This window comes from uncultured Chloroflexus sp. (assembly GCF_937951745.1).
In the GTDB taxonomy this organism is placed as follows: Bacteria; Chloroflexota; Chloroflexia; order Chloroflexales; family Chloroflexaceae; genus Chloroflexus.
Genome location: NZ_CALFBQ010000010.1, coordinates 96,418 through 109,778, shown reverse-complemented (window position 1 = coordinate 109,778; position 13,361 = coordinate 96,418). Strand labels below are relative to the sequence as shown.

Annotated in this window: 10 protein-coding genes and 1 pseudogene; 10 read left to right on the top strand and 1 reads right to left on the bottom strand. The window is 57.3% G+C overall.

Annotation, left to right across the window (positions count from 1 at the left end):
- A partial coding sequence (locus Q1A59_RS04100; protein ID WP_298407286.1) for an O-antigen ligase family protein occupies nucleotides 1-3,092 on the top strand: 3,092 nt, incomplete at its 5' end.
- 90 nt (nucleotides 3,093-3,182) lie between these two features.
- Here the strand turns inward: Q1A59_RS04100 and Q1A59_RS04095 are convergent.
- A pseudogene (locus Q1A59_RS04095) lies at nucleotides 3,183-3,665 on the bottom strand (winged helix-turn-helix domain-containing protein); the annotation flags it as partial.
- 442 nt (nucleotides 3,666-4,107) lie between these two features.
- On the opposite strand from Q1A59_RS04095, the gene radA reads away from it, so the two are divergent.
- From radA to murI, 9 genes are all read left to right on the top strand, one after another.
- The gene (gene radA / locus Q1A59_RS04090) at nucleotides 4,108-5,499 is read left to right on the top strand and encodes a DNA repair protein RadA (protein WP_298407283.1); all 1,392 of its coding nucleotides are present in this window, start codon (nucleotides 4,108-4,110) and stop codon (nucleotides 5,497-5,499) included.
- 9 nt (nucleotides 5,500-5,508) lie between these two features.
- Entirely contained in the window at nucleotides 5,509-6,600 is a 1,092-nt protein-coding gene (locus Q1A59_RS04085) for a PIN/TRAM domain-containing protein (RefSeq protein ID WP_299643985.1), read from the top strand.
- Nucleotides 6,600-7,067 carry a D-aminoacyl-tRNA deacylase gene (gene dtd / locus Q1A59_RS04080; RefSeq protein ID WP_299643982.1) on the top strand — a complete coding sequence of 156 codons (468 nt, stop codon included), beginning with the start codon at nucleotides 6,600-6,602 and terminating at the stop codon, nucleotides 7,065-7,067. The genes Q1A59_RS04085 and dtd overlap by 1 nt, the downstream gene beginning before the upstream one ends.
- Before the next feature lie 46 nt (nucleotides 7,068-7,113).
- Nucleotides 7,114-7,524: an anti-sigma regulatory factor gene (locus Q1A59_RS04075; RefSeq protein ID WP_298407274.1), complete on the top strand. Its 411-nt coding sequence runs from the start codon at nucleotides 7,114-7,116 to the stop codon at nucleotides 7,522-7,524.
- A 9-nt stretch (nucleotides 7,525-7,533) separates the two neighbouring features.
- The gene (locus tag Q1A59_RS04070; protein WP_298407271.1) at nucleotides 7,534-8,112 is read left to right on the top strand and encodes a SpoIIE family protein phosphatase; all 579 of its coding nucleotides are present in this window, start codon (nucleotides 7,534-7,536) and stop codon (nucleotides 8,110-8,112) included.
- Nucleotides 8,113-8,133: 21 nt separating this feature from the next.
- On the top strand, nucleotides 8,134-10,791 hold the full coding sequence (locus tag Q1A59_RS04065) for a GAF domain-containing protein (RefSeq protein WP_299643978.1): 2,658 nt from the start codon (nucleotides 8,134-8,136) through the stop codon (nucleotides 10,789-10,791).
- Nucleotides 10,792-10,933: 142 nt separating this feature from the next.
- On the top strand, nucleotides 10,934-11,686 hold the full coding sequence (locus Q1A59_RS04060) for a gamma-glutamyl-gamma-aminobutyrate hydrolase family protein (RefSeq protein WP_298407265.1): 753 nt from the start codon (nucleotides 10,934-10,936) through the stop codon (nucleotides 11,684-11,686).
- A 23-nt stretch (nucleotides 11,687-11,709) separates the two neighbouring features.
- The gene (locus Q1A59_RS04055; RefSeq protein ID WP_298407262.1) at nucleotides 11,710-12,450 is read left to right on the top strand and encodes a gamma-glutamyl-gamma-aminobutyrate hydrolase family protein; all 741 of its coding nucleotides are present in this window, start codon (nucleotides 11,710-11,712) and stop codon (nucleotides 12,448-12,450) included.
- Nucleotides 12,451-12,589: 139 nt separating this feature from the next.
- Entirely contained in the window at nucleotides 12,590-13,360 is a 771-nt protein-coding gene (gene murI, locus Q1A59_RS04050) for a glutamate racemase (RefSeq protein WP_298407259.1), read from the top strand.
- Nucleotide 13,361: the final 1 nt, after the last annotated feature.

Sequence of the window (13,361 nt, the reverse complement as noted above, 5' to 3'; positions counted from 1 at the left end):
CCTCCCTTGACACCACCACGCCACCGGTCTATACTCTCAGCGTTATGCGCAATACGCTGATCCGCTTGCTATCGCTCGCCTTCCTCAATGCGCTGCTAATCGCCACGCTTGGCGTTGCGGTCTGGCTCGACAACGCCGCTTTCCGTGGCATAGCCGAGCGCTCGCCGATTAATCAGCCCTTCCCTTACAGTGATGGTCCGGCGCTTGGCGTCAATGTGTTCAATCTCCATCTCGAGCCTGACCCAGACGCGGTTGACCGTACCTTCGCGCTTGCCCGCGATCTCGGCGCGCGTTACGCTCGCATGCAAGTGCCATGGGATGACATCGAGATCCACGGCCGGGGTGATTTTCGCGACCGGCGAAATGTCGCAACGATTGGCGAGATTTCGAGTTGGGCAAAATATGACCGCATCGTCGCTGCGGCAGTAGCGCATGGAATTGAATTGATTATGCGGGTTGACCGACCACCGCTGTGGGCGTGCGAACGTGGCTGTACGACACCGGAATTTCAGGCCGGCTTGGCGATTGATGGCAATTCGATGGCGCCGCCCGATGATTTGGCCGATTATGGCCGTTTTCTCGCCGTATTAGCTGAACGCTATCGCGGTCAGGTGCGCTTTTTCCAGATTTGGAACGAACCGAACCTAAAGAATGAATGGGGATGGCAAGACCCGAAGCCGGCCGATTTTCTCGCCTTGCTGCGCGTGGGCTATGAAGCGGTGAAGCGGGCTAATCCCGATGCGGTGGTGCTCTTCCCCGGCTTGGCGCCGACCGATGGTCTTGATCCGCGTGCGCCGATGACCGAGCTGGAGTTTCTCGATGCGATGTACTCCCTCGGCGGTGCTGCCTATTTCGATATTATGTCGGCCCAGAACTACGGCCTCGGCCAGCCGCCCACCGAGCATCGCTACGTCTTTTTGCGCGGGCGCGATAATTGGCGTTGGGATCGGCCAATCGATACTCGCAACGATGTGAGTCGGGTGGTGCTGCTGCGCGAGGTGATGGAGCGCCACGGCGATCTGGCGACGCCGGTCTGGGTGACTGAGTTTGGCTACAATGCTGCACCGGATACCATCCCGCCTGAACGCCGATTCGTTTGGGGGCCGCCAGTCGATGAAGTGACCAAGGGGACGTATTTGGCAGCGCAGATCGAGCGCGCCCGCCACGAGTGGCCATGGATGGGCGTGATGAATGTGTGGATGCTGCGCTACGGTGGCTATGCCGAGCCACATCCTGATGATCCCACCCCGTACTTTGCGCTGGTCGGTCGCGATTGGCAGCCGTTGCCTTCGTATGACATTCTACGCGATTATGTCACATCTCCGCCAATTGCCCACGTCGGCGTGCATCGCTGGGATCACCCTGCCGTAATGAGCACGGCCGATGGTTGGCAAGTGCGGTTTGCCGGTACCGAGATCGTGTTGCGCGGCGGCACACCGGCGACTGCGTTGCTCGATGGCGCACCTGTGACGCTGAACGACAACGCGCTGCGCGGTCTGCCTGATGCCGTGCATACCCTCGACCTACACGGCGGTGTGCCACCATCTGAATTTGTGGTGGCGCGTCGTTTGCCATGGCGGACGCTCGGTGATTATGGGCCATTAGCGCTTGTGATTTTACTAGCAGCAGTCGGCGCCTTGACGATGCGTACCGCGCTGTCGTTGCTCGATTATCTGCTGCAACGTTGGTACCAATGGGATGCTCGTTCTCGCGAGTGGGTCATCTTCACTCTCCAAGGCATCACACTTGCTATCGCCTATCGCGCCTCGGCCCAACTGCCGCTGACACTGTTCGGGCTGTTGCCCTTTATCGGCCTTGCCATCGCCCGGCCTGATCTCGCTGTCCGTTTGGTTGCGATTACTGTGCCGCTCTATTTTTTACCCAAAGGCTTGTTCGATGCTCGCTTCGGCATTCGCGAGAGCGGCATTTACCTACCATTGCACGAGGTAGTGTTGCTGATTGCCGCCTGTGCAACTCTGATCCGTGACTGGCGATGGCTACCGCAATCGTTGCGCTTGCACGCCTCGACAGTGATCGCCCTCGCCCCCCCTGCATTGGTTTTGCTTGGCGGCATCTGGGGCGTATTGATCGCCGAAGCGCGTGGCCCGGCCTTGCGTGAGCTACGCTGGATGATCGTCGAGCCGCTGCTGTTCGCTGCTCTCCTGTGGTGGCACGAGCGGCAAGGTCGCCCCACGCTGATGCCAACGCTGATCGGTTGGTTGGTTGCTGGCGCTGTCTCGGCCATCGTGGCGTTAGCTCAAGCTGGCGGCTTCAACCTCGTGCCGCTGTTTGGCGTTAAGAGCGGGCATGGTGAAGATTTAGTCGTAACGGAAGGCGTCGTGCGAGTAACCGGCGTCTACGGCCATCCTAACAATCTAGGGCTAGCGATGGGGCGGGTCTGGCCGTTGGCAGCAGCGCTGGCTTGGGCCGCGTGGCAAGCACAACGCCGTAGCATCGCTCTTGCGTTTGCGGTGTGTGCAGGGTTGGCATTAGCAGCCTTAGGAGTCTCATTTTCGCGCGGAGCATACCTCGGCGCGCTAGCCGCCGCTGGCGTTTTGCTCTTCTTCACCGTCACTCCCCGCTATCGCCGACTACTACTCATCGGTGGCGGCGTGGCTGTGACGTTGATCGCCATCGCAATCACTGTGCTCGGCATCGAGCGGCTGAGCTTACTCACCGGGAGCAGTGCCATCAGAGTAGCGACGTGGCGCGCAGCGCTAGCGATGCTCGTCGATCACCCGCTCGGTATCGGCCTCGATCAGTTTCTGATTGTCTATCAGCGGTATATCGATCCGGCACTCCGCGACACCAATGAAATCTACACGGCCCATCCCCACAACGTGATCCTCGATCTGTGGCTACGCGGCGGGCCATTGTTGCTGCTCGGCTTGGGCTGGGTAACATGGCGCATCGTGCGCACGCCATCGGCGCAACCAACGTCTGCCGTGGCGATCGGCGCTGCTGCTACGATAGCCGGTGCGCTGATACATGGATTGGTCGACGCCTTCTACTTTTGGCCCGACATAGCCATCGCATTCTGGTTGTTGGCAGCATGTGCCGGCTACCGCCTGCCCAATGGCCAGCCCCAATAGTTGCTCGCCGCCTATTGGTAAAGCCACAGCGGGGATCATCTGGGCATTCGTTTCTTGGATGAGCGTCACTGCGGAACAGAGCATAAAGCCATATCCACGGATACTACAAATAATCCTCGGTAAGTCTAGTTCTCGTTCAATCTTCTGGCGTAGCCGGTGAATCCGCATTTTGAGTAATTCACGCGCCTCTGCCTGAGAGAAATCTTGTTCGTAGAGCGCGCCTGCTAACTCTTTGAATGAAGCCATCTGTTGCGGCGATTGAATAAGATGCTGCAATAACTTCATTTCACCTACACTCAATTTGATCAACCGTCCTTCGATAATGACTTGACGGTGATTTGTATCAACCAGTATTGATGGTGAAACCGGTGATACAAGCGTTGTTGGCTTCCGTATGCGCCGGCGGTTGATTACGAATGGCACTCGTCGATAACGCCTCCTCGCCTGATGAAGCGCATGCTGGACGCTTAATAATGCCCGTAACCGCGTGTTATTTTCAGCAGCGCCCGAATGAACAGTTAAAACATTAAAATTTGCACCGTATAAAACCACTAAAGAGTTTACATTCTGCATCAAAATATCAACCACTGTACCAGTATTGAACAAGAATAAAAAGTCAAAGCTTAATATCAACACATCAAAGACCGCCTGTTCGCGACAGTTATAGGCGGCGCTCATATCACCGACAGCGATAACTGCCCAATGATAGGCATTCAATGCTCTCATCAACACACTACGACGATATGGATTACCTTCTACAAGTAAAGCAATACCGGCTACCATGACTAAAACCTTCGCAATGAATCAAGAAAATGTACGGCGAGTATAGAAGGCTGCAATTCGGCTTTGCAACTGCCAGCACTTCCTAGACGCCATTAGTACTGTTTACCTACTCGTTTATAGATTATCAGATAGTGTTTATATTACCATATACCTACTATCAATTTTAGTTAACAATTATTCTTTCAAAGACTCCACAATTCATCGGCTACGGTGGCAGTGGTATAATGCAGCTATGGCAAAAACACGCACTCTTTTCGTCTGCCAACAATGTGGCGCCCAACAGAGCCGCTGGATGGGGAAATGTCCTGAGTGTGGTGCATGGGATAGTTTAGTCGAGCAACTCATTGCTCCTGCCCGCACCTCCAGCGCCAGCCGGCCTGCCGCGCTCAGCCCAAACCAGCCAGTCCGCTTGCGCGATGTGCCGCTGGCCGATTTCCAGCGGCTGCCGGTCTATGCCGAGGAATTTTCCCGCGTGCTTGGCGGCGGCCTCGTCCCCGGTTCCGTGGTACTGATCGGCGGCGATCCCGGCGTCGGCAAATCAACGTTGCTCGGCCAAGTGGCAGCTCATTTTGCCGCTAGCGTTGGCCCAGCCCTCTACGTCAGCGCCGAAGAGTCGGCCCAACAGATCCGTTTGCGCGCCGAACGGCTTGGCCTCACCGCTGATGATCTGTTTGTGCTCGCTGAAACATCGCTTGACCTGATTATCGAGCACATTCGCCACCTGCACCCGCGTTTGGTCATCGTCGATTCGATCCAGACGGTCTATCTGCCCGAATTAACCAGCGCCGCCGGCAGCGTCTCTCAAGTGCGCGAGGGTGCGCTCCGGCTAATGCAATTGGCCAAAGAAACGGCTATCCCGATCGTGCTGGTCGGTCACGTCACCAAAGAAGGCGCTATCGCTGGCCCCCGTGTGCTCGAACATATTGTCGATGTGGTGCTTTACCTCGAGGGTGACCGCTTTCACCAGTTTCGCCTGCTGCGCGGGGTGAAAAACCGCTTCGGCAGCACTAACGAAGTCGGCGTGTTTGAAATGGCTGGCGACGGGTTGCGTGAAGTGCGGAATCCGTCACAGGTCTTCCTTGCCGAACGCAACACCCACAGCCCCGGTTCGACCGTCGCCGTGACTCTCGAAGGCACCCGCCCACTGCTGGTTGAAGTGCAGGCCCTCACTTCGCATACCGGTAACGCCCAACCGCGCCGCACCACCAACGGGTTTGACCTCAACCGGTTGTTGATGCTGACCGCGGTGCTGTCGAAACGGGTTGGATTGCCCCTGTTTAATCAAGACTTGTACGTTAATATCGTAGGCGGGTTGCGCATCGGCGAGCCGGCCGTTGATCTGGCCGTCGCACTAGCTATTGCTTCATCCTACCGCAATCAGCGCATCGCGCCTGATGTGGTCTGCCTCGGCGAAATTGGCCTGTCGGGCGAATTGCGCAGCGTAAGCCAGCTCGACCGGCGCTTGAGCGAAGCGGCAAAGTTGGGATTTCGCCAAGCGGTGATCCCGGCCCATACGACCCCCGAAACGCCACCCAACTTGACCGTTACGCCGGTGCGTTCGCTGGCGGAAGCAGTTGAACTCCTCACCCGCAATGTGCGATCATCACCGTCTGACATCGAATAAGGGTGAGACATGAGACTAGGTCTCGATTTTATCGTGCGCCTCATCGGCTTTGGCTGGATGGCTTATCTCGGCTTATGGCTAGGTCGTTCCCTATCAGGGCCAAATCCGACGCCTGATCAAGTCCTTGCCACAGCGTTACTCATGCTCGCTGGCGGCGGCCTCGGTCTCATCCTTGCACCACGCTTGATTGTCGATCCGTTACACTCGCTCTTTCGGCAGGCACGGATCATCCCGCTCAGCGATGTGATGTTAGCGGCAATTGGGATCCTCATCGGTCTCGTTGCCGGCGTGCTGCTCACGGTGCCGCTAGCGATGCTGCCGGCGCCCTACGGCAATCTGCTCCCAATTATTGCGACGGCTATTTTGGTCTACTTTAGCGCATCGATCTTGTATCTGCGTAAACGCGATCTGATCGAATTGATTAACCTGTGGCGCCAACAACGCGCGCAACTTGCACAACCTTCTCCGCCAACCGGCGAGTCATCCCCCGCGCCTGCAAGCGGTCGCCGCTATTTGATCGATACGAGCGCCATTATCGATGGCCGGATCGCGGCTGTTGTCCGCACCGGTTTTATGGAAGGAACACTGCTTATCCCTTCCTTTGTGCTGGCTGAATTGCAAATGCTGGCCGATTCAAACGATGATTTGCGCCGCCAAAAGGGCCGGCGCGGCCTCGAACTACTCAATCAGATGCAACAGTCGTCACCGTTACCGATCGAGATTCTCAATCACGATCTACCGGATGTGTTGCGGGTTGATGATAAACTGATCGAACTAGCTCGCCAGCATCATTGCCCGATCATTACCAATGATTACAATCTCAATCGGGTCGCTGGGTTACAGGGCATTACCGTGCTCAGCATCAATCAGCTCAGCGATGCCCTGCGCCCGCCGGTGATGCAGGATCAGCGGTTGAACATTTTGATCCGCAACGAAGGGAATACCCGCCAACAAGGCGTGGGGTATCTCGATGACGGCACGCCAGTGATCGTCGAGAACGCCCGCCATCTCATCGGGCAAACCATTGAAGTAGTCGTGACTCGCATTCACCAGACCCAAACCGGTCGCTTGATCTTTGCCATTCCAGTCGAGGAGGCGTAATGCGAGCAGTGATTCAGCGTGTCAGCGAAGCGTCCGTCACCGTCAACGGGTCGGTCGTTGGCGCCATTGGCCACGGCTTGTTGATTTTGCTTGGTGTTACCCAAACCGACACTCTTGCCGATGTTGATCTGCTGGCCGAGAAGATCGCCCACCTCCGCATTTTCGGCGACCACGAAGGCAAATTCAACCTCTCATTGATCGACGTTGGCGGCGCTGCGTTGGTGGTCTCGCAATTTACGCTCTATGCTGACACCCGCAAAGGCCGCCGCCCTAGCTTTACTGCCGCCGCGCGCCCTGAGATCGCCAAGCCGCTAGTTGACGCCTTCGCCGATGCGCTCCGTGCCCGTGCCATCCCCGTCGCCACCGGCGTCTTTGGCGCAATGATGCATGTGGCGCTGATTAATGATGGCCCGGTGACAATCGTAATTGATAGCGCTGAATTGCGCTTGCCGCGCCGTTCAAACTAGCCGAACGGTCGCACTTCGCTAATCCCCTTCAGGTATAATACAAGGTATGGAAGCGACTATTGTACGCATTCAGCGTGAAGCCGATATTTATGTCGCTCTTAGCACCGGTCGCCGGTTGGCCGGTGAATTGCAGTTTGCTGAAACGGATCGCACGCGCATTGAGATCTGTATCCTTGAATTGGGCCATAATCTGATCCGGCATGCGGGTGGTGGCGAGATCGAAATTAGCCCCGTTCATCATCCAGAGGGCATGGCTGGTTTGGCTATTGAAGCCCGCGATTGTGGCCCCGGCATTCCTGATGTCGAATTAGCTCTGCGCGATGGGTACAGCACAACTCATTCGCTTGGCGCCGGTTTACCCGGTGTGCGCCGGCTGATGGATGAGTTCCATATTCATTCCATCCCCGGCGTGGGAACGACGGTGCGCGCCGTGAAGTGGCGTACTATCCGCAGATAACGAGGCAGTATGAAGCTTGTGTGGGGAGCGGCGCTACGGCCCAAGTTTGGCCAGAGTGTCAGTGGTGATGCCTACCTAGCATTGCCATACGATGATGATCATTTGTTGGCCGCGGTGATTGATGGTCTCGGCGGTGGTGATGCCGCAGCCGAAGCCGCCCGCCGTGCGGTTGCCATCCTCGAAAGCGATCCGGCTGCCGATCTGACAGACTTGATGCGCCGCGCCGACCGCGCGCTCGTCGGCAGCCGCGGCGCAGTGATGGCCTTGCTTCGCCTTGATGCCCGGGCACGCACTGCTGAGTTCGTCGGCGTTGGCAATATCGGCGCGCAAGTGTATAGCGATCTGCTCATCAAACCGATCTCGAAAAATGGCATCGTCGGGTATCGGTTACCGCAACTCTTGCGCCTTGCCTATACCTACAATTCTGGCGATACCTTCGTTTTATACAGTGACGGTATTTCGAGCCGGTTCACGACTGAACCGCCGCCCGATCTGCGCCGTTCGCCCCAGCAGATTGCTGATGAGATTTTAGCTCGCTTCGGCAAAGATAACGATGACGCGACGGTCGTAGTCGTGCGTAGTGAATAAAGAAAGCCGCCGATCGCCTGTATGAAGCCTGTGTTGAGCCATTGGCTGCAAACCCAGCAGGCCACCCTGCTGCAACAGTGGAATGATTTGCGCGACACAACCACGGGATCGGTGGCGACCCAAGCTCAGCTCGATCTGCAACGCTTCGCGCTCGCACTAGCTGCTGCGGCTAACGGTGACGATCAACCGCTACGTGAGCTGTTAAGCGAATTGGCCACTGCTGAATCCGGCGCCGATCTGCCCGCACTGGTGCGCAATATCAATCAGATGCATCGCGCAACCCGCGCTGCTTTGCTCCACGATACACCTGATGTCGCCCTGATCGATACGTTGGCTGAATTGTTCGATCAGGTTATTGCGACGTTAGTTGATATTTGGGCCGAACACACCAACCAGTTGATCCACGAGCGCGAATTTATTGCTGCTAGTCTTGATGCCGCCTCGGCGGCAGCCGATCAACGCGCGCTGCAACTGAAGGCGCTCAATGATATTTCGCAACGCCTTTCAGCAACCCTCGACCGCAATGAGCTGCTGGAAATTGTGATTGATAGTTTGCATCGCCTTACCGACACCCACCACGTTGCGGTCTGGTTGACAGATTCCAACCACCAGCTTCGCGTCACCGCTAGCCGGGGCAGTGTCGACGGCCCATCGTCCGGTTATCGCTTGCCGCCTACGAACCCTGTTATTCAGACGGCATTTACCTGCGCTGGCGGCACCTTTTGGCCGGTAGCTCCGGTTGATCCCGACCACGACTGGCTGATTGCCGGGTGCAGCGTGATGATCATCCCTATGATCGGCGGTGAACGTCTGATTGGCGCCGTGACGCTGCAAGAGCGCAATAATCCGCTCGATCTTCGCTTTATGCAAGATCTAGCCCAGAGCATCGTCAGCCAAGCGACGATTGCTTTGCAAAATGCAGACCTGTATCATACGATTCGTTCCCTTAACGCAGAACTCGAACAACGGGTGATTGAACGCACCCGCGAGTTGGAAGAAGAGAAAGATCGGCTCGCCACCCTGCATGCCATCGCCTCACAGGTCAATCAGACGCTTGATCTCGATCAGATTCTTAACAACTCGCTTGAGATGCTGGCGCGGATTATTCAAGCTGAGCATGCCTCAATCTTGCTCGCCGAGGAAGATAACCCTAGTCTCCTCGTGACCCGAGCGATTTTAGGCAAGAAGGTCACGCCTGAAAATATGATCCGCTTTGCAATTGGCCAAGGCATCGCCGGTTGGGCGGCCCAGCACGGCCAAACCGTGTTGGTCAATGATGTTGCGCAAGATGAGCGTTGGGTGTCGATCCCCGACAGCACCCGCAAGCGCGAAGGTTCGATGATCTCGGTGCCGCTCTTTGTGCAAGGCGAGGTGATCGGGGTCATGACCCTTTCGCATTCGCGCACCCATTTCTTCCACGAAGGCCATGTCCGCCTGCTCAATGCCTGTGCCGGTGCAATCGCGATTGGCATCAATAATGCGAATCTGTTCCGCATGATTAGCGCTGAAGCCGAACGGCGCTACGAATTGCTCGATCGCCAACAGAAAGAGACGAGCCAAATTGCTGCCATTTTGCAAAGTCTGCTTGACGGTGTGATCGTTTGCGATCTCTACGGTAGTGTGTTGAGCGTCAATCAGGCCGCAAGCCGCATTTTGCACCGCCCTGCCGAAGAACTCGTACTCTGGAATCTCCACGATATCATTCAGCGGCATCTGAGCAACCATGCTGCCGAATTGCCGCTCGATGATCTACTCCGCCGTCCGCTTAGCGTTACCGGTGAAGCACGTACATTTTCGACCACAGCCGTGATCAGTGGTCGCACGATCAATGTTTCTCTTAGCCCTGTGCTTAAAGAAGATGTCAACGAAGACGACGGTGAATTGCTCGGTGCCTTGTTGGTGTTGCGCGATATTACCCGCGAAGTGGAAGCCGATCGCATGAAGAATGAGTTTATCGGCACCATGTCGCATGAGTTGCGTACCCCGATGACTGCGATCAAGGGTTTTACCCAATTGCTGGCGATGGGGGGGTTGGGGCAATTGAACGATACCCAGCGTGAGTTCGTCAATACCATCTACAGCAATACTGAGCGCATGATTAATCTCATTAACGATGTGCTCGAAATTACCAAGATCGAGTCAGGCAGCATTGATCTCGAATGGCGCTCGCTCCATCTCGCCGAGGCCCTCAGCGGCGTGATCGCCGAACTGCAACCACAAATCGCTCAACGCCGGCATCAATTGACGATCTCGATCCCGCCCGGCCTGCCGTTGATCCGGGCTGATGCGATGCGCTTGCACCAGATCCTCTATCACGTGCTGCTCAACGCGATTAAGTATACTCCGCCCGGCGGCAAAATTACGATTGCCGCTCGCGAGACCCTCAATGTCGATCTGCCCGAACCGGTGCGCAGCACGTTGAGCGATAGTCGCCGCTATCTGCTGCTCAGCATAAGCGATACCGGCGTTGGTATTCGGCCCGAAGATTTGCCCCGCATCTTCGACCGCTTCTTCCGCACCGATAATCCGCTCAAGGTTGAAGCGGGCGGCACCGGCCTCGGTTTGTCGATCGTGAAGCCGCTGGTCGAATTGCTCGGCGGGCGAATCTGGGTTGATAGCATCGTCGGCGAAGGCAGTACCTTCTCCATCGCCCTGCCAGTTGCGACCGAACGCGGATAACCTTTAGCATAACATACGGGTAAACCGCCTCACGACGCTAAGTACTCCCGTGCAATCATTCCCGCGACTGATGATTCGCTAGGATAGTATGTTATAATGCGCACTCATAATATCGGCATTACCGACCATGGAGGAAGCGCGCATGACGCCTCTGATCGGAATCTCCTGCGGCACCTTCCGCGACCGCGATTGGTGTCCGCCTTCATATGGCCATCGCCAAACTTATGTTGACGCTGTGCTGCGGGCCGGCGGCGCGCCGCTGCTGATCCCGCCCCTGCTCGACGCTCCTGCGCTGCGCGCGATTTACGACCAGCTCGACGGCTTAGTGCTCGCCGGCGGCGGCGATATTTCACCCAGCCACTACGGCGATCAACCCCACGAGCGCCTTGGCATGATTGACCCGCCGCGCGATATGGCCGAATTGCGCCTTGCCCGCTGGGCTGCCGCCGACGGCAAACCGCTGCTCGGCATTTGCCGCGGCGTGCAGATGATTAATGTCGCTCTCGGCGGCTCGCTTTACCAAGATATTCCCTCTCAGCTTGGCTCGCCGATCGATCATAACGCTTCTTATGCTCGCGAAGATTGGACGTTCCTTGCCCATCCGATCACCATCGCGCCCGACTCGCGCTTGGCCCGCTCCCTTGGCACGACTGACCTCATGATCAATTCGTTGCATCACCAAGCGGTACGCCGCGTGGCTCCCGGCTTGCGCGCCGTGGCATGGGCGCCCGATGGCGTGATCGAAGCGCTCGAAAGCGAGGATCACACCTTTATTGTGGGCGTCCAATGCCATCCTGAAGCGTTGCAGGAGGTAGCCGATCCTCGTTGGCAAGGTCTTTTTGCCGCGTTTATCCAGAGTTGCCGCGACACACGCCGCCAGAGCCGTGCCGCTTAGCCTACCGTAATATTGAACCTACTATGACTGATCACGCTCGTCCCCTAATCGGTATCACGGTTATGCACAGCGGCGCCAGCGCCGATGGCCGCAAATTGCAAGCAGTGCGGCCTACCTACCTGCGCGCCATCGAAGCTGCCGGCGGTATCCCGCTGATCATCTCCTTGACCGATGATCTCAGCGCCGTGCGCGTGCTGTATGACCTGTGCGCCGGTATCCTCTTGCCCGGTGGTGGTGATGTCGATCCAGCCTATTACGGCGAAGTGCCGCATCCACAGCTCGGACCGGTCGATCCGCAACGCGATGCAGTTGAGATAGCATTAGCACGCTGGGCTGCCGCTGATGGCAAACCGCTGCTCGGTATTTGTCGCGGGTTGCAGGTGATAAACGTCGCCCTTGGCGGGTCGCTCTATCAGGATATTCCTGCCCAATTCGAGACGACTATTGACCATCGCGCCAATACCCGCACCCGCGCTTGGACGGACCTGACCCATCCGCTGACAATCACCACCAGTTCAAGGTTAGCGACGGTCTTATCGGTTGAACAGATCGGGTGCAACACGATGCACCATCAGGCGATTAAAACGCTCGCCCCCGGCCTGCGCCCAGTAGCTTACGCCCCCGATGGTATTATCGAGGCGGTTGAGACAACCGGCGATCACTACCTGTTGGCCGTGCAATGCCACCCCGAACATCTCTGGGATAGTAGCGAACCGCGCTGGCAGGCGCTGTTCGCCGATTTTATTGCCGCGTGCCGGCTATAGCAGGAGCAGAGCGGCGCTCTGCCTGTCGCTCCTCTCTCTACAGAGCGGACAGAGCGGCGCTCTGCGCCTGCCATGCGATTCCTGTACCAACTGTTTGCGGTGACATTGTTCGCTATTACACAGATAACCCAACCTTGTTATGATTGGCATTTTCGATTCCGGATTGGGCGGTCTGACAGTCACGCGCGCCATCCGTGACCGTATGCCCCACGCTGATCTGGTCTACCTTGCTGATAGCGCCTATTGCCCTTACGGCCCGCGACCGGTTGACGAGATCCGCGCGCGCGCATTGGCCTGCGGGCGTTGGCTGGTTGATCAAGGCGTGCGCATCGTCGTGGTCGCGTGCAACACCGCGACGGCTGCCGCGATTGAATTGCTGCGCCATGAATTGCCGGTACCAGTCGTGGGCATGGAACCGGGGGTGAAGCCGGCGGTAGCAGCTACTCGCCGCGGTAAAGTGGCAGTGATGGCGACCAGCGGTACACTCGCGAGCGATCGCTTCCGCGCACTCGTTACTGCCTACGCCGCTGATGTTGAAGTTTATGCGTTAGCTTGCCCCGATTTAGTCGAGCAAGTGGAAGCCGGCGCCACCAGTGATGAGCAAACCCGTACACTTATTGCCGGCCATCTCGCCGCCGTACCCGATGCCGATGTGATTGTGCTTGGATGTACCCATTTTCCGCCCCTCACCCCGCTCATCAGCGCCTGCGCCGGGCCAGAAGTGACAATTATCGATACCGGGCCGGCGGTTGCGGCCCAAACTGCGCGCATCGCCGAACGAATCGGGTTGCCGAAGGGGAGTGGTATGCTCCGCTGCTATACCACTGGCGAGCCGCAAGCCGTTGCGCCCGCCTTTGCCAATATATGGGGAGAGGTCTTGCCGTTGATTGGGATTGATCTCCCTTCGTAAG